This window comes from Paenibacillus sp. J2R1T-4 (assembly GCF_059692235.1).
Genome location: NZ_JCAUBA010000001.1, coordinates 440,070 through 462,876 on the forward strand (window position 1 = coordinate 440,070; position 22,807 = coordinate 462,876).

Here is a 22,807-nt window from a genome sequence, read left to right on the forward strand (position 1 = left end):
AGGAATTCGTTCACCTACTGTTCCTGCAGCTTGAAGCTACACGAATACTTTCTCCGGTCGCAGAATTCCCTGCTCCGGGTCTTTGCGGAATATGCCGATGAACCGTTCTTCCGGGCCATAGACACGTACCAATTGATTCTGATCTTCAACAGCTTGAAGTGAATCTAATGTTTCTAGCTCTTGCAGAGAAACCGTAATGCTCTTCCCCTGTGAAGCATGCAGCGCTTCCTCATCATTCACATCAATCCTGGGAATATGAGCAATCGCCTGATCTGTCTGGATAAGGTACTGATTCAGCTTACCTTGCTGCTGCAGCTGTTCAATCTCAGACAAAGACAAGCAACGAGCTAGCGTTATGTTCCCCGTTGATGTGCGAATGAGTTCACTCATGACAGAGGGATACCCTAAGGCTCGTCCGATATCTACGCACAAGGTTCTAATATAGGTACCTTTGGAGCAGCGTACCCGGATACGAACAGTTGGATACTTCTTCTCCAGATGTTCATCTATGAGTTCAAGGGCATAAATATGAACAGTCCTGGCGGATCGTTCAATTTCTTGACCTTGACGAGCTAATTCATAGAGCCGCTTGCCGTCCACCTTTATAGCCGAATACATAGGAGGTACTTGTTGAATCGTTCCAATGAAGGATTGCAACACTTGGATCAGCCGTTCCTTATTCAAGCTAACCTGATCCACGCGATCCGTTTCTTGGCCTGTCCAATCCTCTGTGTCTGTTGCATATCCTATTGTAAGCTCCGCTTCATATTCTTTGGGTAATTCCTGAATATACTCTACTACGCGAGTAGCCTTACCCAAACATAATGGTAGAACACCCGTCACTTGAGGGTCAAGCGTTCCCGTATGACCAATTCTCTTCATTCCCAATATTCTGCGTGCTTTGGCTACAACGTCATGGGAGGTGAAGCCCGCAGGTTTGTTAACGGCAAGAACACCTTCGAGAGAAACACTTGGATTGGCCGCGCCTGAAGACACTGCTGAACCTTTCACTCTATCACTCATACTAATGCACGCCCTACTTCCGCAACAACCTGTTCGATAATTTCCTCTAATGAACCGTCAAGCGTACACCCTGATGCGCGTACATGTCCTCCACCGCCGAAGGATTTCGCCACTTTGGCCACGTCAACGTTACCAGAGGAGCGGAAGCTAATCTTTACTCGGTTGGCATCTACCTGTTTAAATAAAAGTCCGACCTCAACACCTTCAATATTACGCGGGTATTGAATCAAGCCTTCCAAATCCTCAGGAGTAGCTTGGGTCAATTCAATGTCGGCAGCAGAGACCGAAATCCAACATATTCTATGTTCATATGCAAAAGTTAATGTTCCCAAAGCCCGTTGCAGTACAGAAATATGGGATCGCGTAATCGTCTCCAGCACAGTTTCAGCTAATTGATGGCCTTGTACTCCGTGCTGCAGCAGATCGGATGCGATCCGCATCACTTCCGGTGAAGTATTGGAATACCTGAACCCGCCTGTATCGGTCAGCAGGCCTGTGTAGATGCACTCTGCAAGCTCCTTGGTCATTTGTACGCCTAGTTTTGCCGTTAGATCAAACAACAGTTCGACAGTAGCAGCAGCATCTTCTCGTATTAAATGAACAAGCCCGAAATAGTCATTGGTCGGATGATGATCAATATTCAATAAAGGCACATTAGCGGGAAATCGCTCACGGAGTTTGCCCATTCTAGACTCATCCGCACAATCCACGCTAATTACAGCCTGAATGATAAGATTCTCCGGCAAATGTGCAAATTCCGTGAGCTGATCGTACCCCCACAAGTATGAGAATTTCTTAGGAATCGGATTCTCATTAACCATCGTAAATTGCTTGCCGAGGCGATTCAGCAGCCAGCCCATTGCAAAAGTAGAGCTAGCTGCATCACCGTCCGGATTTACATGGGCAACAACGAGGAAATGGTCATGTTCATCAATAAAATGACGGGCATGCTCCAGTTGACCTTCATAGGTGCTTACATCCGCTTGTGCGTTCAATGTTCGGCATTCCCTTCGTTCAATTGCGTAAGCAATCGATCAATACGGCTGCCATACTCTATAGAAGAATCGAATTGGAATACCAGATCCGGTGTTTTACGCAACCGAATCCGTTTTCCTAGCTCAGAGCGAATGAATCCTGTCGCCTTTGCTATCGCTTTAAGTGTATCTTCCTTCTGTTGATCGGTACCCAGGACGCTTAAAAATATTTTGGCATGAGACAAATCATTCGTCACATCAACACCGGTCACGGTGATGAAGCCTACTCGCGGATCCTTCAGTTCTGCTTGCAGAATGACGCTTAATTCCTTCTTAATCTGTTCTCCAACTCGACCAACTCGAATTCTTGCCATGGCTTAGGATCACCTCTCCACGGTTTCCATCACGAATGCCTCGATGATGTCCCCTTCTCTGAGATCGTTAAACTTAACGATTGAAATTCCGCACTCGTAACCTTGGGCGACTTCTTTCACGTCGTCTTTGAATCGTTTCAAGGAATCGATTTTACCTTCTACAATTACGACGCCGCCGCGTAACACGCGGACTTCAGCTGATCTTACGATCTTACCGTCCGTAATCATACAACCCGCGATCGTACCAATTTTTGTGATTTTGAAAATATTCCGCACTTCTGCGTGACCAATAATATTTTCTTTGAAGATCGGATCAAGCATCCCTTTCATCGCCGCTTCAATTTCTTCAATTGCGCTGTAGATGACGCGGTGTAAACGGATATCCACTTTCTCCTGCTCAGCCGTCGTCAATGCTGCCGACTCAGGGCGCACATTAAATCCGATAATGATGGCATTGGATGCAGAAGCCAGAATAATATCCGATTCCGTAATAGCACCTACACCGTTATGCAGGATTTTGACACGAACGCCTTCGATCTCGATTTTCTCCAAAGAACCCTTGAGAGCTTCCGTGGAACCTTGAACATCACCCTTGATGATCACATTCAATTCTTTGATCTCACCGTCTTTAATGTGTTTGTACAAATCATCCAGTGTGACTCTTGTATTGGCGCTCATCTCTGATTGACGCAAGGTGACAGCACGGCGCTCAGCAATTGCTCTTGCTTTGCGTTCATCTTCATAAGCCAAGAATGGATCCCCGGCTTGAGGAACTTCCGTCAATCCTGTAATTTCTACAGGTGTGGACGGACCGGCTTCTTTGAGTCTGCGACCCTTGTCATTCACCATTGCACGAACACGACCGAAGCTGACACCTGCAACAAAAGCATCGCCCACCTTGAGCGTTCCGTGCTGAATCAACACGCGGGCAACTGGTCCGCGGCCTTTATCAAGCTCAGCTTCTAGAACTGTTCCTCTTGCGCGCTTATCCGGATTTGCCTTAAGCTCTTGAACTTCTGCAACCAGCAGGATCATTTCAAGCAACTCATCGAGCCCCGTACGCTGTTTCGCGGACAGATTCACGAAGATCGTCTCTCCGCCCCACTCTTCGGGAACGAGTTCGTATTCCGTTAAGGCTTGTTTTATTTTGTCCGGATCTGCACCCGGTTTATCAATTTTATTGACAGCAACTATAATGGGAACATTTGCTGCTTTGGCATGACTAATGGCTTCGATCGTTTGCGGCATTACTCCATCATCAGCAGCGACGACTAGAATAGTAATGTCCGTTACTTGTGCACCACGTGCGCGCATCGTTGTAAAAGCTTCGTGACCAGGTGTATCCAAGAAAGTAATCTTCTTACCATTGATCTCAACTTGGTAAGCACCGATATGCTGGGTAATACCGCCAGCTTCGCCTTCCGTTACACTCGTATGACGAATGGCATCCAGCAAAGTCGTTTTACCATGGTCAACGTGTCCCATAATAGTAACAACAGGAGGACGTTCCAACAAATCCGCTGCATCATCCTTCTCTTCGAATGTCTCGAAGTTGTCTTCTTCGACTGGTAACTTCACTTCGACTTCGACTTTGAACTCTGTAGCTATTAGTTGAATCGTATCAAGATCAAGTTCTTGATTGATCGTTGCCATAACACCAAGGAACAACAATTTCTTGATGACTTCCGATGCGTCCTTGTGCAACGATTTGCACAACTCACCAACGGTCATCGTGCCTCTTACAATAATTTTCTTAGGCGTGTTATCCACTTTCTCCTTACGAACAGGCTCAACGTGTCTACCGCGCTGATTGCGTCCGTTCGTTTTGAAGTTAGCCTTATTGTTATCATCAAACCGCTTTTGATTCGGTTTTGTTTTCTTTGCGGTTTTGCCTTTCCCTGCTTCATCCAACTCTTCATTTCCAGTCGGAACTAATGTAGGACGGCCTGTTCCAGCGCTCGAACGATTCTGCTGGAATTGCGAGTTATTGCGCGGGTTCGTACGATCCGAACGTGAAGGTTGACCTGCAGGAGCTGCTCCACGTGCACCGCCAGTAGCTGGACCTGCGCTAGGACGTCCAGGACCGCCGCTTTGTGGACGTGAGCCTTGGTAGCCGCCTCCGCCTCCTTGGCCTTGACCTTGTGGACGCGAGCCTTGATAGCCGCCTCCGCCTTGGCCTTGACCTTGTGGACGTGAGCCTTGGTAGCCTCCGCCTCCACCTTGACCACCTTGGCCTTGAGGACGAGAACCTTGATAGCCGCCTCCTTGGCCTTGACCTTGTGGACGCGAGCCTTGGTAACCGCCAGAGCTGCCTTGACCTTGGCCTTGAGGACGCGAGCCTTGGTAGCCTCCGCCTCCACCTTGAGCACCTTGACCTTGAGGACGAGAACCTTGATAGCCGCCTCCTTGGCCTTGACCTTGAGGACGCGAGCCTTGGTAACCGCCACCGCTGCCTTGACCTTGGCCTTGAGGACGCGAGCCTTGGTAGCCACCGCTGCCTTGACCTTCACGTCGTTGGCCCTGGTAGCCGCCCTGACCTTGCGGACGTTGACCTTGCGAACTGCTTTGGCCGCTTCCTTGGCTAGCAGTTGGTGAAGGATTGGAGCTTGGATTAGTTGGAGCCTGCCCAGCAGCGTTTGTGCCAGGTTGAGCCTGATTTACGGGACTAGCTTGAGCCGGTTGACTTGTAGGGCTTGCTTGTGCAGTCTGACTCGAGCTTGATACGGCCGGTTGTCCTGCTGGTTGTGGATTCGATTGTGCCGAGCCCTGATTGTTCTGGTGCTGAGGGCGTGCTTGTTGGTTGCTATTCTGAGCAGAACGCTGCTGCCCATCATTCGGTCTATTGTTAGCAGACTTATTATCCACTGACACACTAGAGCCAGAATTAGAGCTTCCACCTTCGTTACCAGCACGCTTAGCAGCAGCGTTCGCCTTCACTTCACGGAAAAAGCCCTCAACCTTGGAAACCGAATCATTCTCCATTACACTCATATGATTATTAACAGGCACACTTAGGCGCTTAAGAATCGTAATAATCTCCTTGCTGCTCATATTGAGTGATTTTGCATATTCATAAACGCGTAGCTTATCTTTGTCCTTATCTTTATCTTGATTTGTCAATATGTTTCACCTCCACAGGTAATCCGAGGCACGCAATCATTTGTCGCGCGAACCCGGTCTCCAACACAGCGATCAAGACACGTTCTTCCTTGCCAATCGCTGAGCCTAACTCTATCCGACTGCCGCATTCAACAAGCCGGATCTCATACGAACTGCATTTATCCCGAAACTTTTTCAACGTATTGGGTGATGCGTCCTCTGCCATTACGACTAGAGCAGCTTTCCTTGAACGAATTGCCTTCAAGACGTTCTCATCTCCAGTGGCCAGTTTCCCCGCCCGCATCGCAAGCCCCAAATAAGATAAAAATTTAGGATTCATTAAGTTCTCCTACATTCAAATGCAGCATACTTGCCCTTAATAGCAACGAAATCTTGCTCCAGACGTTCGTAATCGTCTGGTGTCATCGTCACCTTAAGTGCACGTTCTATGGCTTTGGTCTTTTTGGCCTGATGAAATCCTTCGATTTTTCCGCACAAATAAGCGCCTCGTCCGTTCTTCTTTCCTGTCAAATCTATTTCAACAACGCCCTCAGGCGTGCGCACAACACGAACTAATTCCTTCTTAGTCAGCATGTTCTGACACACGATACATTTGCGTTGAGGAACCTTCCTAACCTTCATGACCATCACCCACCTACTTATTTTAACCGTTCACCTTATGTGGGGCCCTTGAGAGGAAAGTGCTAATCAATGCTAACTGAATCCTGGTGCATTTCTTCAGTTGGAGTTCTCGGCCGGCCTAGTTCTTGCTCAGCTTGGGTTTCGCTCTTAATATCTATTTTCCACCCGGTCAACTTGGCTGCAAGACGAGCATTCTGACCTTTAATCCCGATAGCAAGGGACAACTGATAATCAGGCACAATGACTCTCGCCATTTTCTCACTCTCAAATACGTTAACTTCCATAACTTTGGAGGGACTTAGCGCATTTGCGACATATTCCTCTACGCTATCGGACCAACGCACAATATCAATCTTTTCGCCTTTTAGCTCATTCACAATCGTCTGCACACGTGTTCCTTTTGGACCAACGCATGAGCCGACTGGATCTACTTCCGCATTGCGGGAATACACAGCAATCTTGGAGCGGAAGCCTGCTTCACGAGCAACGGAACGTATTTCTACAACTCCATCGTAAATCTCAGGAACTTCTAGCTCGAATAATCTTCTAAGCAACCCGGGATGGGAGCGAGACAGCATGATCTGCGGACCCTTTGTCGTGTTCTCTACCTTGGTAATGTAGGCTTTAACTCGATCCCCATGCTTGAATTTCTCGTTCGGCATCAGTTCATTAAGCGGAAGCACAGCCTCCACCTTCCCGAGATCCAGGAAAATACTGCGCAAATCTTGCCGCTGCACGGTACCTGTTACGATATCCTCCTCACGGTCGATAAAAGCATCATAAATCAAACCGCGTTCTGCTTCGCGAATCCGTTGGGTTACGACTTGTTTGGCTGTTTGAGCAGCAATACGTCCGAAATCCCTTGGTGTAACTTCAATTTCCACTATATCGTCCAGTTGAAAGTTGTTGTTGATCTCTCGGGAAGCATGAAGCGATATCTCCAGACGCGGATCCAACACCTCATCCACTACGGTCTTACGGGCATACACTTTAATCAATCCGGTCTGACGGTTAATGTCAACCCGTACGTTCTGTGCAGTATTAAAATTCCGCTTGTAACTGGAGATCAACGCAGCTTCAATCGCATCGACCAAGACTTCCTTGGCGATTCCTTTCTCTCTCTCGATTTCCGACAAGGCATCAATAAAATCCATGTTCATTAGAAATGAGTTCCTCCTTTCAAGAATCCAACATTAGAATACGATCGCCAATCTTGCACTGGCCACCTTTGCAAATGGAATTGCAGCTTTTTTGCGCGGGGTCTGAATGACTAACGTCTCTCCATCAAAAGAAAGCAGCTTTCCTTCGAATTCTTTATCCCCTTCTACTTGCTCATACGTTGTTACAAATACTTGTTTCTGTACGGCTCTCTCATAATCGCTTACTTTCTTGAGCGGACGTTCTGCTCCAGGAGACGATACCTCCAGAAAATAGGCTTCAGGAATCGGATCTTTCTCATCCAGCTTCTCGCTCAAGATCTCGCTAACTCGTCCGCAATCATCAATATCAATGCCGCCCTCTTTATCTACATAGACGCGGAGGAACCGGTTGCTGCCTTCCTTGACATATTCCACGTCGACCAGTTCATAGCCCTCAGCATCTAAAAAAGGTTGAATCATCTCTGTAATTATCTCTTTGATTGGTTGTGCCATCTATGGATACCTCCTTAGCGCCTTAACAAAGGAATTCTAGTGTTGACGTATGGGTGTTTCTGCACACAAAACGTAAAGAGTGGGTTTCCCCACTCTCGCATCAACAACGATCTATGATCATCATTATTACCAAAATTGATTATACCATAACATGGATTTCCGTACAAGAGAGAGAAAATAAACCAAATGAATCCCAGAAAGCATTTCGAGCTAGAATAATGACAATTGATTAGACTCTGGAAGTCCACGAAAGCAGCCCATTGTGCTAAGTAATTCGACAATCGTCTTCGTTGCCTTCGACTTGTTCTGGAAATCCTCGATTGATAAGAAATCGCCTTCTTCTCTGGAAGCTGCAATATTGCGCGCTGCATTCTCGCCTACACCTTGAATGGAAGCAAAGGGAGGAATCAAGGAGTTCCCCTCGATCTTGAAGCGCGTCGCTTCGGATTGATACAAGTCAATCCCCTTAAAGCTTAGCCCCCGTGATGTCATCTCAAGCGCCATCTCTAGAATAGCTACGCTAGCTTTCTCTTTTGGAGTTGCTTGAAACGCTTTTTCTTCAATCTCGATCAGCTTTTTCATAATAACTTCGTACCCTTGGGAGCATATATCGATATCGAAATCCTCCGCACGCATCGAAAAGTATGTTGCATAGAAGCTAATCGGATGATACAGCTTGTAATACGCAGTTCTTACAGCTGCAATTACGTATGCTGCGGCATGCGCTTTTGGAAACATATACTCAATTCTCAGACAGGATTCGATATACCACTGCGGTACTTTGTGCTTTTTCATATCCTCGATCCACTCATCTGACAAGCCTTTCCCCTTACGGACGCTCTCCGTAATTTTGAATGCAAGACCCGCATCCATCCCGGCTTTGTAGATCAAATATAACATGATTTCATCCCGGCAACCGATAACGGTCTTAATCGTGCAAGTCCCTTTCCTGATCAGTTCCTGCGCATTGCCAAGCCATACACCGGTTCCATGGGACAAGCCGGATATTTGCAAGAGATCGGCGAACGACGAAGGTAAAGTTTCCTGAAGCATCTGCCTAACGAATTTGGTACCCATCTCGGGAATTCCGTATGTAGCAACAGGCGTGCGGATTTGGTCTGGAGTAACGCCGAGTGCTTGTGTCGAATTAAACAAGCTCATCACCTTTGGATCGTTCATCGGGATCTTAGTCGGGTCAACACCAGTCAAATCTTGAAGCATACGCATCATCGTCGGATTTTCATGACCCAGAATATCGAGCTTGAGAAGGTTATCTTCAAAAGCATGGTAGTCAAAATGCGTTGTTTTCCACTCCGCCTTCATATCATCAGCAGGATACTGAACCGGCGTTACATCCTCTACATCAATATAGTCGGGTACTACCACAATTCCACCCGGATGCTGGCCTGTGCTTCTCTTAACTCCCGTGCATCCCGAAGCCAAACGGACAATTTCGGCATTTCTCCACTTCTGACCTTGCTCTTCCTCATACTTCTTTACATATCCATAGGCAGTCTTCTCCGCAACGGTACCAATTGTTCCAGCACGGAACACATTCTTTTCACCGAAAAGCTCCTTCGTAAAGTTGTGTGCTATGGGTTGATATTCACCAGAAAAGTTCAAATCAATATCCGGAACCTTATCTCCTTTGAACCCTAAGAACGTCTCGAACGGGATGTCATGCCCTTCTCCTTTCATGTTACTTTCACAGGAAGGACATTGCTTGTCTGGAAGATCGAATCCACTGGGGACACTTCCGTCCAGAAACCATTCATTATGCTTGCAAGTGCGGCAAACGTAATGAGGCGGCATCGGATTCACTTCAGAAATTCCAAGGAAAGTGGCAACAACAGACGAACCCACCGATCCACGGGAGCCTACCAAATATCCATCCCGATTCGATTTCTTCACCAGATACTCGGAGGTTAAGTAGTTCGCAGAGAATCCGTACCCTATTATCGGTTTGAGCTCCTTCTCCAATCGATCAATAACGACTTGAGGCAATTCATCCCCATATAACGATTTGGCTGTGTCGTAGCATTTGTTGCGAATTTCATCGTCGGCGCCTTCAATAATCGGAGTGAACAACTGCTTAGGGAACAGGTCGAACTTCTCGAATCGATCCGCCAGCTCGTTCGTATTCTTCACAACAACTTCATAGGCTTTAGCTTCACCCAGATGTTTGAATTCCTCAAGCATCTCTCGAGTAGTCCGGAAGTGAACATCAGGTTTCTTCATGTCCTTAAGGGGACTGAATCCGGTTATTCCCAGAATGGTGATATCCCGACTAATCTTATCCCTCGGGTGTAAATAGTGGACGTTCCCGGTTGCAATTACTGGCTTGCCTAGCTTCTCACCAATCGCGCATATGCGTCTGTTCGTTTCTTCAAGCTCTAATCGACTGCCAACGAGACCCTTGTCCACCAGGTGCATGTTAACACCGATCGGCTGAATTTCCAGCACATCGTAGAAATCGGCAACTTGCTCTGCTTCATCGATCGTCTTATTGAGCACCGTCTCATAGAATTCGCCCTTTTCACATCCAGAAGCGATCAGTAGACCTTCACGCAGCTCTACCAGTTTGCTCTTGGGAATACAGGCAACACGCTGAAAATACTCCGTATGTGATATCGAGATCAATTTGAACAAATTTTTCTTCCCTGCAGCAGTTGTTGCATAAATACAGCAGTGAAACGGCCGTGCATTTTTGAGATTTTTGCCCACATCATCATTCAAGCGTAAGAGGTTGGTTTTACCGCTCTCCTCCGCATCTTTAATCATGTTAATTAATATTTCACCAAGTGCTGCTGCATCATCTACCGCTCTATGGTGATTGTCCAGACTGATTTTAAACTTATCAGATAAAGTATTGAGTCTATGATTCTTCATTCCAGGATACATAAGGCGCGCCATTTCTAAAGTATCTAGAACAGGGTTCGGCAATGGAGTTCTACCCATCGACCTCAAATTAGCTTGAATAAAACCCATATCGAATCGGGCATTATGAGCAACCAGAACGGCGTCTCCTACAAATTCAACAAATCTGGGTAATACATCCTCTAACTCTGGCGCCCCTCTTACCATATCATCCGTTATGTTTGTTAACTGGGTGATGTGGTATGGAATTTTCTCGTGAGGATCAACGAAAGACTCGAATCGCTCTATCACTTTTCCGTCCTGCATCTTCACACCGGCAAGCTCGATGATTTTGTTACTAATGACCGATAAACCCGTTGTTTCTATATCAAATACGATATAAGTTGCTTCCCTAAGCGGTAGGTCCTTCGCATTCATAACAACCGCGACTGAATCATTCACAACATTTGCTTCTACCCCGTATAGAACCTGAATCCCGTGCTTTTTCGCCGCTTTGTTAGCCTCTGGGAACGATTGAACACCGCTATGATCGGTAATAGCAATAGCCCTGTGCCCCCACTTGGCTGCTGTCTTAATATAGTCCTCTACACTCGTCATACCATCCATCGTACTCATGGTCGTATGCAGATGGAACTCCACACGTTTCTCCTCCGCGTTGTCCATCCGCTCTGTAGGAGGCATTACTTCCACGAGATCTGATGGGATCATCACCAGCTCAGGCGTCATCATGAAACGGTCATACTCCACTTTACCTCTAGCCCGGATCCATTTGCCATTCGCAAGTAAGCTAAGAATCTTAAGATCTTCTTTGTTCCTGGCAAATGCTTTCAACATGAGAGAGTCCGAGAAATCAGTCAAGTTAAACTCGAATAGAGTGTTCCCGTTACGCAGTTCTTTCTTATCAAGGTTAAAGATCATGCCCTGGATCGCAACCTTCTTCTCTTCATCGCGAATATTCTGAATGGGTACTGGTACATCTTTGATTTCGATGCCCATCATCAGTTTGACATCTGTTTCGGGGACAGCTTCTTCCAGAGTAGTCGACTCCGAAGAAGAGATCATTTCTTGAATAACGGTACGCTGCTCTTCTACTATTTTCTGAGCAAATTTCTCGTACTCATCGCCGCTAGAATCCCCTACACTTAGATGCACTTTATAGAACCGGCCATGATAATCGTTGAAATAACGTTGGATATAACCATCCAATGCTTTCTTTTTCGCCATTTCCAAACCAAATGCATCAAGCAATTGAACGGAAATGGCTCTCTCCCGTACCTCCGCCTTCGCTCGGCTTAACCAGCCGTTGACAGAAGGAACTTCGTTGTGAATCCATTCTATGAATAATGGCCAGTATTGCCCTACTAATTCCGAATCTATCACTTCTTCACTAAAAGTAGTAACAATCTGAACGGTGGCAATATGAGCAAACTTTTCTTTGATATTGGAACAAAAGCTTTTATAGATATCGTGAGGAACAAGGGTGGACAGCACCAAATAAAACGTCCATTCCCGATTGCTGCGGCTGCATTCAACCCGATCTATGTACCCTTCCTTCATGTAGGACTCGGCTATAGAACTCGGAATTCCCGCATGAGTAAGCAGCATCTCAAAGCGATTCCGCCCATCCGCTCTAAGGCTCATCACAATCAATCCTCTCTTCTAAAAGTTCAATAAGACCACAAAAGGGCAAAACTTAAGGACGGTTCAAAATGTCCGAAATTTGCCCTTTTGTATTCACACTACCTGCTAATTAATGCGCTCTTCCGAATACAACTGTATGAACGGAAGGGGAACCGCATACTAAGCAAGTCGGCTTTTGCTCACTTGGGGTGAAAGGAATGTTCCGGCTTGTGGCCCCTGTTTCTTCCTTTACCTGATGCTCACAAGCTTCAGACCCGCACCAGCCCGCCAGTGTAAAACCGCGTTGTTGCTCCATCTGGTTCTTCATCTCATCCAAAGTATCCACAGCATAGAAATGACTATCCATGAACGCTTTGGCATTGTCAAACATCTGGTTATGAATTTCATCCAAGAGATTCCGCACTTCTTCTACTAACCGCTCTTGAGCCACGATTCGCTTCTCACCGGATACACGAGAAACAAGTACAACCTGTCCATTCTCCATATCGCGTGGACCTAGCTCGATTCGAATCGGTACTCCGCGCATTTCGTATTCATTGAATTTCCATCCAGGGCTTTGCTCACGCGCATCTACTTTGACTCTAATCCCTGCACGCTTCAGCTCGCCGAACAGCTCATCTGTCTTGGCCAGAACGGTATCTCTTGTCTTAGGAGGACCGATCGGAATCATCGCCACTTGCAATGGAGCAACCTTTGGAGGAAGCACAAGTCCTCGGTCGTCACCATGCACCATGATCAAGGCCCCGATCAAACGCGTACTTACTCCCCATGAGGTCGTATGCACGAATTGCTGCTTGTTCTCACGATCCAAGTATTGTATCTCGAACGCTCGCGCAAAATTCATCCCTAGGTAGTGTGAGGTGCCAGCTTGAACGGCTTTCCCGTCCTTCATCATCGCTTCGATGGAATAAGTATCCACCGCACCTGCAAACTTCTCTGATGGTGTCTTTTGACCTACGATAACAGGAATGGCCAAGAAATTCTCAGCGAAATCCCGGTAGATCTCCAGCATTTGCATCGTTTCTTTGCGAGCATCCTCTTCATCTTCATGTGCGGTATGACCTTCTTGCCATAGAAACTCAGTTGTCCGTAAGAAAGGCATAGTCCGTTTCTCCCAACGAACTACGTTAGCCCACTGATTGATCAAGACTGGCAGGTCTCTATACGATTGAATCCAGTTGGAGTACATATGTCCAATCATCGTCTCCGATGTTGGTCTAATCGCGAGCCGCTCTTCGAGCTTTTCACCGCCTGCTTCCGTTACCCAAGGCAGTTCTGGGTTGAAGCCTTCTACATGCTCTTTTTCTTTCTGAAAAAAGCTCTCCGGTATAAATAACGGGAAGTAGGCGTTGCGGTGTCCAGTTTCCTTGAAACGGGCATCCAACTCTCGTTGGATATTTTCCCATATTTCGTATCCGTCTGGACGCAGAACAATACATCCGCGAACAGGTGAGTAGCTCATCAATTCCGCTTTACTAATGGCATCGATATACCAACGGGAGAAATCCTCGCTTTGTGGAGTGATTTCTTTGACGAACTGCTTCTCTTTATCTTTTGACATGGGGATAATCCTCCTAAAAATGTTCGAAGAAAAGGTTGACACTATTGATTAATGTGATTAACCTTCTCCGCGAATCAAACGAACAATATCGTTATAAGTTACAGCAAGCATTAACAGCATCAGAGCAGCAAAGCCAATAAAGTGCACCATGCTCTCCCGATTCGGATCTACGGGTCTTCCTCTTATCGCCTCGAAGCCAAGAAATACAAGTCGGCTTCCATCGAGAGCAGGAATAGGCAGTAAATTAAAAATACCCAAATATAAACTAAGCACCGCTGCCCAGAACGTGTATTGCGGCAAACCGGCATTCGCATGCTCACTTGTTACTTCCACCATGCGCACAGGGCCTCCAAGATCATCCAAAGAGAATTGTCCTAAGACAAGCATCTTGAAGCCAAGCAATATTTGCTTGGTCGCCATCTGCATGTTCTCCCAGCCACCGCTGAATGCTTCCCCGAACTTGGTAGCGCGTTTATCCGATGATAACCCAACACCAACCATGATTCGGCCAGTATCGTCATTCTTAGTCGGAGTAACTTCTATACGGGTTTCCTTGTTGCCCCGCAGAACAATCCAATCCATCTTCTTGTCTGCAGAATTACCGATCAATTCCGTTAATTTGCCAGTAGATGTTCCGATAGCAGTACCATTTACTGTTTGAATGATATCACCAGCCTGGATCCCTGCCTGCATAGCCGGAGATTCGGGCTCGACCTTCTCAATCTTCACGTTCGTCGGCATTCCTGCCAGGAACATTACAGTAATAAACAATACAAACGCAAGAATAAAATTCATCAGAGGACCAGCAAAAATAGCAAGAGCTCTTTGACCCACTGTCTTACTGCCAAATTGACGATTCCAGGGCGCAATCTGCGTCTCTTGTCCCTTAGTTACCATTAACGCTTCAGGATGAACGGAGAAGCTCTCCCCCGCGCCATCATCTTCGAATCGGATCATCAGCTCTTTATCAAGATCAATCTTCTCAACAGTCCCCATAACAACATTCGAGCGTTGGTCAAGCTGATCCAGATAAATATGCGTAACTTGATTATTATTCAGCTTCACGGCTATTGTCTGACCAGGCTGAATATTCACAAGCTCTGGGTCTTCGCCGGCCATGCGGACAAATCCACCCACTGGTAACAATCGCAATGTATATCGGGTCTCTCCGCGTTTAAAGGAGAATATCTTGGGACCGAACCCGATTGCAAATTCACGAACAAGAATACCTGCCCGCTTGGCGAAGTAGTAATGACCCCACTCGTGAATCGTGACCAACACGAAGAATAGAAGCACGATCTGAAAAATTACCTGAGGTGACATAACATCTTCCTTTCGGGCTTTACACCCATAGACTGGTCAAGCCTGCTCTAAGATTACCACTATTCCTTATAAGAATACAAGCTTGGCCCTGTCTATAGAACATAGGATTACAATTGCAGCATACTTGCAGCCTGACGCGCCCATTGATCCAACTCCATGATCTCTTGGAGAGTTGGCTCGTTAACTGGTGAGTGAGCCTCAACCACACGTTCAATAATTTCTTCTATGCTCAGAAAAGCAATTTCTCCCTTCAAAAAGCGGGAGACTGCAATCTCATTGGCGGCATTATAGATGGTCGGAGCGCTTCCTCCTTGACGGCCGCATTCGAATGCTAATCGCAGACAAGGGAATCTAGTGTAGTCCATTACTCGGAAGTTAAGTCGGCTTATCTCTGTCAAATCGAGGGATTTGGAAGGACTTGGTATGCGATTTGGATAGGATAACGCATACTGGATAGGCACTCGCATATCAGGCATTCCCATCTGAGCGATGACGCTTTTATCTTTGAATTCTACGAAGGAATGAACAATACTTTCTGGATGAATGATAACTTCAATCTGATCATAGGGGATACCGAACAACCAATGCGCCTCAATTACTTCTAGTCCCTTGTTCACCATCGTAGCGGAATCTATCGTGATCTTGGCTCCCATGGACCAGTTCGGATGCGCCAATGCTTGTTGAACCGTTACCCCAACTAGTTCCTCACGAGTTCTATCTCGAAAAGATCCGCCTGATGCAGTTATAACGATCTTCTCAATTTCATCAGCAGATTCTCTATGCATACACTGGAATATGGCAGAGTGCTCACTGTCAACCGGCAGCAAGCTTACTTGTCGACGCCTCGCTTCTGCCGTAACCAGGTGCCCAGCACTAACGAGTGTTTCTTTGTTAGCAAGCCCGATATGCTTGCCAGCTTCTATGGCTGCCAATGTCGGTCCGAGTCCTTGACTGCCGACCATTGCTGTCACGACTAGCTCTGCCTCCGTTGCAGCGGCTGCTTCAATCAAGCCTTCATCTCCGTACACGACTCGAACGCCCTGGCCCGCCAGCAATTTCACCCGTTCTGCTGAATCCCGATCGGACATCGATACTAATTTAGGTTGGAAACGTTTGATTTGTTCTACGACCAAGTCAACGTTCTTCCCTGCAGCGATAGCTTCCAATCGGAACCGCTCCGGATGATGAGCGATAACGTCAAGCGTCTGGGTTCCAATGGATCCGGTTGATCCTAATACCGCAATACGTTTCACTCTAATTCCACCTTTGTCCCTTCTCATTTATATGGGAAGCAGGGTTAATAAATGTACAAACGGAAAAACGATCAACCAGCTATCAAATCGATCCAACACTCCGCCGTGTCCGGGCAATAAGGAACCTGTATCCTTGATGTTGCGAATCCGTTTGTATGCAGACTGAATCAAGTCACCCATCTGACCGACAATTGCGACCGTGATCCCTATCTTAACAGCCTGCCCTATCGACAACAACTCAGGAGCGTATAAAGAAAATCCAATAGCGGCCGCTATAGCAAATACAATACCGCCGATAGCACCTTCTACGGTTTTGTTGGGACTGATGGAGGGCCATAGCTTCGTCCTGCCCATCACTCTGCCTGTGAAATAGGCTCCCGAATCGGTAAGTGCAATACAGACGCATAACAGCAACGTCCAGTATAAGCCATGATCTAATAACCGAGTAAGGAGCATGTAGTGAAACCCGTTACCTATGTACAATATGCCAACGAATAACAATGCGATCGAATCCAACTGCATTTTATTCTTGGAAATGACCGTGATAGCAAATAAGAGGAAGAGCGTTATCCACACGATGGTTTCCCAACTGGGGTTCCAACTCGTCCACTCTTCCCAAGGCATCAAGAGCGCAATGAGCGCGATCATTCCGACGGATGCTGATATCCCGATCGGATTCATGCCATTCATCCGGTTATACTCGTATAACCCGATGATAGCAAGCAAAGTGATGAATATCCCATAGGGATATCCGCCCCAGGCGAGAAGAGCAAGGAATAATGCTGCACCTGACAATCCGGTGATTATTCTTTGTTTCAAAAGACCTTCCTCCGTTCTGCAGCGATGTAATGGAATGCTTATTTATACGCCGCCATATCGCCTGGCTCTTCCTTGGTACTCACTGATCGCTTGGGTGAATAATTGCTCGTTGAAATCTGGCCAGTATACATCCGTGAACCACAATTCTGCATAAGCCATTTGCCAAAGCATAAAGTTGCTGATCCGAATTTCTCCGCTCGTGCGAATGATCATATCTGGATCTGGAAGGTCTGCACTGAGCAGACAAGCCGAAATATGATCCTCATCGATTTCATCTGGACGAAGCAACCCGCTCTGAACAGCCTCAGCTATTTTCTGGACAGCTGTGACGATCTCAAGACGGCTGCCGTAATTAAATGCAAAATTAAGAATAAGTCCCGTATTGTTCTTCGTGCGTTCTATCGCTTCTTCAACAGCTTGAAGAGTATGAGCGGGAACATTATCCTTCCAACCCATCATGCGAACCTGAACGTTTTTCTTAATCAGCTCATCCAACTCGATCGCAAGAAATTCTTGAGGAAGCTTCATTAAGAACTCCACTTCCTCTGGGGGGCGCTTCCAATTTTCAGTTGAGAAAGAATATAGGGTTAACACCTTAACACCCAAATCATCTGCAGCGATGGTGACTCGTTTAATCGCCTTCATTCCGGCATGATGCCCGGCAATTCGCGGCAATCCTCTCCGCTTAGCCCATCTCCCATTGCCATCCATAATGATAGCAATATGATTAGGAATATTGTCGCGCTGAATTTCAACCGATTTTGTTGGCTCGGCTGAATTGGACAACCATCGTTTGAGTTGTTTCCACATGCTTGTTTCCCCCACTAGACAAAAATCCCCCATTCAACCGGGGAATCTTCTTTTCATACTTATACTTCCATAATTTCTTTCTCTTTGCTAATAAGCACTTTATCCACTTCAGCAATATACTTATCGGTCGTTTTCTGAACATCATCTTGATGACGTCGAGACTCATCTTCAGAAATCCCGTTCTTTTCTAACTTCTTAATATCGTCATTCGCATCACGACGGATGTTACGGATAGCAACCTTGGCTTCTTCTCCATACTTCTTCGTCATTTTGACCAGATCCCCGCGGCGTTCTTCCGTTAACGGAGGGATACTAAGTCGAATGGTCAAACCGTCGTTTGATGGAGTTAGTCCAAGATCTGACTTCAATATCGATTTCTCAATCGCGGAAAGGGATGATTTGTCCCAAGGTTGAATTAACAATGTGCGTGAATCCGGTGTGTTGATGTTAGCCAATTGGTTCACAGGTGTCATCGAACCGTAGTATTCTACTTGCACACGATCCAATAAGGATGGAGTAGCTCTTCCGGCACGCAAGGAGGATAGCTCTTTCTTAAGCGATCCGATTGCTTTGTCCATCCGCTCTTCTGCATTTTTCTTAATCGTTTGAGGCATTATTCGATACTCCCTTTCACAATCGTTCCGATTTTTTCACCGAGCACGACACGTTTGATATTACCTTCCTCAGTAATCGAGAATACGATCAGTGTAATATTATTGTCCATGCATAACGAGGAGGCGGTAGAGTCCATAACTCCCAAATTCTTATTAAGTACTTCCAAGTAGGTCAAAACTTCGAATTTCTCAGCTGTTGGATCTTTGAATGGATCCGCACTATATACACCGTCTACTTTGTTCTTTGCCATAAGGATGACTTCAGCTTCAATCTCTGCTGCGCGCAAAGCGGCTGTTGTATCGGTGGAGAAATATGGGTTCCCAGTTCCTGCAGCAAAAATAACGACGCGGCCCTTTTCCAGATGACGAATCGCTTTGCGGCGAATGTAAGGCTCTGCCACTTGCTGCATCGTAATGGAAGTTTGGACTCTAGTAGGAACATCAATCTGTTCCAACGCATCTTGCAAAGCTAAAGAATTCATAACTGTGGCAAGCATCCCCATGTAATCCGCTGTTGCCCGATCAATTCCCTTAGCACTTCCAGCGATCCCGCGCCAGATGTTACCTCCGCCAACAACAATGGCTACTTCAACGTTCAACTCGTGTACTGCCTTTACTTGAGCGGCAATGGATGAAATCATTTCACTATCTATACCGAATCCTTGCTGTCCTGCCAGCGCTTCACCGCTTAATTTCAACACGATCCGCTTATATAAAGGTCTTTCCAAATCTGCTTCCTCCTAACGTAGCCTACAAAGTGATGCATCCTCTTGCTAGCTTGTCCTACTACTTTGCAGGGAGCCCAAATACGGCTTTCTTGTAAAACAAGGAACACACCGTGTTCCTTGTTCTTTGTTCTACCTATAGACGAGCTTGTGACATTACTTCTTCAACGAAGTTATCTTGTTTCTTCTCAAGACCTTCTCCGAGTTCGAAACGAACGAAACGACGAATCGTGATCAGTTCTCCGATAGCGGATACTTTCTCATTCAGCAAGACAGATACTGTTTTATCGGGGTCTTTAATGAATGGCTGCTCCATTAGACAGAACTCTTCATAGTATTTCCCTAAACGGCCTTCAACCATCTTGTCTACGATTTTTTCTGGTTTGCCTTCGTTAAGTGCTTGGTTTCTCAAGATTTCACGCTCTTTGTCAAGCTCCTCTTGAGATACTTCTTCACGGCGAACAAATTTAGGATTGGTTGCTGCGATTTGCATCGCTATGTCTCTAACGAATGTACGGAACTGATCAGTCTTAGCAACAAAATCGGTTTCGCAGTTAACTTCTACTAGTACGCCTACGCGGCCGCCAGCATGAATATAAGATTCAACAATCCCTTCACTTGCTACACGTCCGGCTTTGTTAGCTGCTGCAGCCAAACCTTTTTCGCGAAGGATTTCAGATGCTTTGGTCAGGTCCCCGTCAGCCGCTTCTAATGCTTTTTTACAATCAAGCATACCTGCTCCGGTTTTCTCACGTAATTCTTTCACTTGCGCTGCTGTAACTGCCATGTAATATAACCTCCTTGAGATTGAGTCTTGCCCTGCCAATCATTCAACTTATTCCATGGTTGAAAGATTGACCTAATTCCTCAAAAAAAGGGCGGCGAGAAGTTAAGTAACCTTCAAACCACCCTGTTCTGCTTGTGGATCCCATTTATTAAGCCGTTGTTTGTTCGCCTTGCTGTGATTCAACAATTGCATCCGCCATCTTGGCTGTCAGCAATTTCACTGCACGGATTGCGTCATCGTTACCTGGGATAACGTAGTCAATCTCGTCCGGATCACAGTTTGTATCAACGATACCAACGATTGGGATACCCAATTTGCGAGCTTCTGCTACTGCAATACGCTCTTTACGTGGATCGATGATGAACAAAGCGCTTGGCAATTTCTTCATATGTTTGATACCGCCCAAGAACTTCTCAAGACGCTCCTTCTCCTTACGAAGAAGAATAACTTCTTTCTTAGGAAGCAATTCGAATGTACCGTCTTCTTCCCATTTAGCCAGTTCGTGAAGACGATTCACGCGCTTCTGAATAGTAGAGAAGTTAGTCAAAGTGCCACCCAACCAACGTTGGTTGATGTAGTACATACCGCAACGCTCAGCTTCTTCAGCAACTGAATCCTGAGCTTGTTTTTTAGTACCAACGAATAGCATAGTGCCACCGTCTTCAGCAATCGACTTAACAAAGTTGTAAGCTTCCTCAACTTTCTTAACTGTCTTTTGCAGGTCGATAATATAAATTCCGTTTCTTTCGGTGAAGATGTAACGATCCATTTTTGGATTCCAACGACGAGTCTGATGACCGAAGTGTACCCCAGCTTCTAATAGCTGCTTCATGGAGATTACTGCCATCCTCACACACCTCCTCTAGTTTGGTTTTGAGTTTTCCTCCGCCGCTATCATTTCCTGTCAAGACTTTCTCGCCAAAAATGGTCTGAAAGCACCCTTGTCAGAATTAACCGGCGTGTGGTTTTTAACACCGTCAATAACTATACCATAACTGAATATGCCTTGCAACAGCATTCGAACCTTTACACATAAGGTGAAAGGTTCGGCTTTAAGGATTTGAAGTTATGATCCTTACGATCTCGTTCACTTCCGTCTGATCCGGGAAGGTATGATTCCCATATCGAATCTTCTCCGTTAACTTTTGCTCCACTAACAAGCTGAGTAGCTTGCTTGGCTCGGAAATAACTTGGTTTTGAACAAGCAAGTTGGCAACCGATGTCGCATCCATACGATCCTGAATGAACACCGTCTTATCCTTGGGTGCAGACGTTGGAGCAGCTGTAGCCTGAGAAACAGGCGCGGTTGTTGGAGTTGGAGATGCTTTTGCAGCTCGATTCTTCTCCTCTGTTACAGCTTTTAGCTTAATCTCATCTATTTGTTGCTGGGTATAAGCTTGTTGCTCCTTAGGAATGACCTTCATATTCAAGCGACTTGCTTCTTGCTGAAGCTGTTCTTGAGTAAGCAGTGTAGCAGAGCCGGTTTCGGAAGTTTTATTCTGCACTTCATCGGCATTCACCATTAATTGCAGAAACACTGCCCCTGCGATCAAGCCACATCCGAGACCGATCAAGAAGAATCTGTTTCTAAGCACGTGTCCGGTCCTCCTGCTTGGCCAACTGAATAATGAGCATGACTTCTCCTTTGTTCATCCCAAGCTTCTTGGCAATATGATCAATCGACTTTCCCTGCTTCTCGAGAACAAACAGCTCTGTGTAACGATAGCGAATATTCATTCCTTCTTGCTTCAAGGGCTTGTCTGGTGCCATAACCTCCGAAGCAGACTGAACTTGATCCAATTCACCCCTGTGAGGGATGCTTTTCAACGGAGCTACAGGCTGATCTTTTACTGCTGCTGCTGCTGCTGCCGCTGCTGACATAGCTTCATCCTGCCGCTGCTTGGCCTCCGTAGCCAGCAAAAGACGCTCCATCTGTTTAGAGACGTCCATATTCTGACGTTCCAGCGCTTCGAGACGTCCCTGCAGCTTGGCAGAATGGCGATCATGATCTTGCTTCATTTCGGATACGAGCTCAATTAGTTGACGGTTCTCTTCTTCAAGCTCAGCCGTGAAAAGATCCATTGTATTCTCAATTTCTTGTATGGTTGTGGCAGGTTTCGACGATTGACGAGTCCCTGGTTTCATAAGTGCGTAGACTAATAAGACGGCGCCGACCAGTACGATATAATGCCAAGGTTGCACAAGAACTCACCTTTTTCAAATATGAATTTGAGCAAACGGCCGTAAATTATAAAGACAAATCAATATGATGTCCTTTATACGGATGCTCGACGTTTTCTTCTGTAGTCTTCTTGGCAGCTGATTTACTACCTGCATAGGGAGACTTAAGTTGTTTCTTACGCTGTTCTGTTGATTCATCTTTCACTTTCATCGGAACAGACTCTTCCAGCTTCGCCGCTTTCTGACGAAGCTTCTGTGATTGCTGTATGGAGCCAGACGCCAATGCAGCTTGATCCTGCATGGGCTTATGGGACAACTGATTCTGGAGCATCCCTGCTTCTTTTGTGCGGGGGATGGCCATTTGCATCTCTACCGATTTCAAGCTCATACGATCACCTCATTGATTGATCTTGTATGGCAGACGGCTGATGAACATGAATGTTGGGATAAAA

At 46.3% G+C, this 22,807-nt stretch carries 21 protein-coding genes; all 21 read right to left on the bottom strand.

The window, feature by feature from the left end; genetic code table 11:
• Positions 1–36: 36 nt before the first annotated feature.
• Positions 37–1,023: a tRNA pseudouridine(55) synthase TruB gene (truB, locus tag AC58QD_RS02145; protein WP_497329512.1), complete on the bottom strand. Its 987-nt coding sequence runs from the start codon at positions 1,021–1,023 to the stop codon at positions 37–39.
• Positions 1,020–2,018 carry a DHH family phosphoesterase gene (locus AC58QD_RS02150; protein WP_497329514.1) on the bottom strand — a complete coding sequence of 333 codons (999 nt, stop codon included), beginning with the start codon at positions 2,016–2,018 and terminating at the stop codon, positions 1,020–1,022. Before AC58QD_RS02150 ends, truB begins: the two co-directional genes overlap by 4 nt.
• Positions 2,015–2,371 (bottom strand): 30S ribosome-binding factor RbfA, encoded by a 357-nt coding sequence (rbfA, locus tag AC58QD_RS02155; protein ID WP_497329516.1) that lies wholly within the window; start codon positions 2,369–2,371, stop codon positions 2,015–2,017. The genes AC58QD_RS02150 and rbfA overlap by 4 nt, the downstream gene beginning before the upstream one ends.
• Positions 2,372–2,380: 9 nt before the next feature.
• Entirely contained in the window at positions 2,381–5,422 is a 3,042-nt protein-coding gene (infB, locus tag AC58QD_RS02160; RefSeq protein ID WP_497330054.1) for a translation initiation factor IF-2, read from the bottom strand.
• 52 nt (positions 5,423–5,474) lie between these two features.
• A complete protein-coding gene (locus AC58QD_RS02165; protein WP_497329518.1) occupies positions 5,475–5,810 on the bottom strand; it encodes a L7Ae/L30e/S12e/Gadd45 family ribosomal protein in 336 nt (111 codons plus the stop codon).
• Entirely contained in the window at positions 5,810–6,112 is a 303-nt protein-coding gene (gene rnpM, locus AC58QD_RS02170; RefSeq protein ID WP_497329520.1) for an RNase P modulator RnpM, read from the bottom strand. Before rnpM ends, AC58QD_RS02165 begins: the two co-directional genes overlap by 1 nt.
• 62 nt (positions 6,113–6,174) lie before the next feature.
• Positions 6,175–7,272, bottom strand: coding sequence for a transcription termination factor NusA (nusA, locus tag AC58QD_RS02175; RefSeq protein WP_497329522.1), 1,098 nt, complete (start codon positions 7,270–7,272; stop codon positions 6,175–6,177).
• Between the two features lie 33 nt (positions 7,273–7,305).
• Positions 7,306–7,764: a ribosome maturation factor RimP gene (rimP, locus tag AC58QD_RS02180; RefSeq protein WP_497329524.1), complete on the bottom strand. Its 459-nt coding sequence runs from the start codon at positions 7,762–7,764 to the stop codon at positions 7,306–7,308.
• Positions 7,765–7,974: 210 nt separating this feature from the next.
• On the bottom strand, positions 7,975–12,282 hold the full coding sequence (locus AC58QD_RS02185; RefSeq protein WP_497330056.1) for a PolC-type DNA polymerase III: 4,308 nt from the start codon (positions 12,280–12,282) through the stop codon (positions 7,975–7,977).
• Positions 12,283–12,391: 109 nt separating this feature from the next.
• Positions 12,392–13,843, bottom strand: coding sequence for a proline--tRNA ligase (proS, locus tag AC58QD_RS02190; RefSeq protein WP_497329526.1), 1,452 nt, complete (start codon positions 13,841–13,843; stop codon positions 12,392–12,394).
• A gap of 57 nt (positions 13,844–13,900) precedes the next feature.
• Positions 13,901–15,166, bottom strand: coding sequence for an RIP metalloprotease RseP (rseP, locus tag AC58QD_RS02195; RefSeq protein ID WP_497329528.1), 1,266 nt, complete (start codon positions 15,164–15,166; stop codon positions 13,901–13,903).
• 107 nt (positions 15,167–15,273) lie between these two features.
• On the bottom strand, positions 15,274–16,419 hold the full coding sequence (locus AC58QD_RS02200; protein ID WP_497329530.1) for a 1-deoxy-D-xylulose-5-phosphate reductoisomerase: 1,146 nt from the start codon (positions 16,417–16,419) through the stop codon (positions 15,274–15,276).
• A 27-nt stretch (positions 16,420–16,446) separates the two neighbouring features.
• On the bottom strand, positions 16,447–17,238 hold the full coding sequence (locus AC58QD_RS02205) for a phosphatidate cytidylyltransferase (RefSeq protein ID WP_497329532.1): 792 nt from the start codon (positions 17,236–17,238) through the stop codon (positions 16,447–16,449).
• Positions 17,239–17,280: 42 nt separating this feature from the next.
• On the bottom strand, positions 17,281–18,048 hold the full coding sequence (gene uppS, locus AC58QD_RS02210) for an undecaprenyl pyrophosphate synthase (RefSeq protein ID WP_497329534.1): 768 nt from the start codon (positions 18,046–18,048) through the stop codon (positions 17,281–17,283).
• 59 nt (positions 18,049–18,107) lie between these two features.
• On the bottom strand, positions 18,108–18,662 hold the full coding sequence (gene frr, locus AC58QD_RS02215; RefSeq protein ID WP_497329536.1) for a ribosome recycling factor: 555 nt from the start codon (positions 18,660–18,662) through the stop codon (positions 18,108–18,110).
• Positions 18,662–19,390 (bottom strand): UMP kinase, encoded by a 729-nt coding sequence (pyrH, locus tag AC58QD_RS02220; protein WP_497329538.1) that lies wholly within the window; start codon positions 19,388–19,390, stop codon positions 18,662–18,664. Before pyrH ends, frr begins: the two co-directional genes overlap by 1 nt.
• A 133-nt stretch (positions 19,391–19,523) precedes the next feature.
• Entirely contained in the window at positions 19,524–20,174 is a 651-nt protein-coding gene (tsf, locus tag AC58QD_RS02225) for a translation elongation factor Ts (RefSeq protein WP_497329540.1), read from the bottom strand.
• A 148-nt stretch (positions 20,175–20,322) separates the two neighbouring features.
• On the bottom strand, positions 20,323–21,021 hold the full coding sequence (gene rpsB / locus AC58QD_RS02230; RefSeq protein WP_497329542.1) for a 30S ribosomal protein S2: 699 nt from the start codon (positions 21,019–21,021) through the stop codon (positions 20,323–20,325).
• Between the two features lie 205 nt (positions 21,022–21,226).
• The gene (locus tag AC58QD_RS02235) at positions 21,227–21,769 is read right to left on the bottom strand and encodes a hypothetical protein (protein WP_497329544.1); all 543 of its coding nucleotides are present in this window, start codon (positions 21,767–21,769) and stop codon (positions 21,227–21,229) included.
• Positions 21,762–22,376, bottom strand: coding sequence for a hypothetical protein (locus AC58QD_RS02240; RefSeq protein WP_497329546.1), 615 nt, complete (start codon positions 22,374–22,376; stop codon positions 21,762–21,764). Before AC58QD_RS02240 ends, AC58QD_RS02235 begins: the two co-directional genes overlap by 8 nt.
• 46 nt (positions 22,377–22,422) lie before the next feature.
• Positions 22,423–22,743 (bottom strand): hypothetical protein, encoded by a 321-nt coding sequence (locus AC58QD_RS02245; RefSeq protein ID WP_497329548.1) that lies wholly within the window; start codon positions 22,741–22,743, stop codon positions 22,423–22,425.
• Positions 22,744–22,807 lie beyond the last annotated feature (64 nt).

Excerpts from the sequence above, each read along its gene's own strand:
- truB (WP_497329512.1), bottom strand. The coding sequence starts at position 1,023 with ATGAGTGATAGAGTGAAAGGTTCAGCAGTGTCTTCAGGCGCGGCCAAT.
- rbfA (WP_497329516.1), bottom strand. The coding sequence starts at position 2,371 with ATGGCAAGAATTCGAGTTGGTCGAGTTGGAGAACAGATTAAGAAGGAA.
- infB (WP_497330054.1), bottom strand. The coding sequence starts at position 5,422 with ATGAGCAGCAAGGAGATTATTACGATTCTTAAGCGCCTAAGTGTGCCT.
- AC58QD_RS02165 (WP_497329518.1), bottom strand. The coding sequence starts at position 5,810 with ATGAATCCTAAATTTTTATCTTATTTGGGGCTTGCGATGCGGGCGGGG.
- rnpM (WP_497329520.1), bottom strand. The coding sequence starts at position 6,112 with ATGAAGGTTAGGAAGGTTCCTCAACGCAAATGTATCGTGTGTCAGAAC.
- nusA (WP_497329522.1), bottom strand. The coding sequence starts at position 7,272 with ATGAACATGGATTTTATTGATGCCTTGTCGGAAATCGAGAGAGAGAAA.
- rimP (WP_497329524.1), bottom strand. The coding sequence starts at position 7,764 with ATGGCACAACCAATCAAAGAGATAATTACAGAGATGATTCAACCTTTT.
- AC58QD_RS02185 (WP_497330056.1), bottom strand. The coding sequence starts at position 12,282 with ATGAGCCTTAGAGCGGATGGGCGGAATCGCTTTGAGATGCTGCTTACT.
- proS (WP_497329526.1), bottom strand. The coding sequence starts at position 13,843 with ATGTCAAAAGATAAAGAGAAGCAGTTCGTCAAAGAAATCACTCCACAA.
- rseP (WP_497329528.1), bottom strand. The coding sequence starts at position 15,166 with ATGTCACCTCAGGTAATTTTTCAGATCGTGCTTCTATTCTTCGTGTTG.
- uppS (WP_497329534.1), bottom strand. The coding sequence starts at position 18,048 with ATGTGGAAACAACTCAAACGATGGTTGTCCAATTCAGCCGAGCCAACA.
- frr (WP_497329536.1), bottom strand. The coding sequence starts at position 18,662 with ATGCCTCAAACGATTAAGAAAAATGCAGAAGAGCGGATGGACAAAGCA.
- tsf (WP_497329540.1), bottom strand. The coding sequence starts at position 20,174 with ATGGCAGTTACAGCAGCGCAAGTGAAAGAATTACGTGAGAAAACCGGA.
- rpsB (WP_497329542.1), bottom strand. The coding sequence starts at position 21,021 with ATGGCAGTAATCTCCATGAAGCAGCTATTAGAAGCTGGGGTACACTTC.
- AC58QD_RS02245 (WP_497329548.1), bottom strand. The coding sequence starts at position 22,743 with ATGAGCTTGAAATCGGTAGAGATGCAAATGGCCATCCCCCGCACAAAA.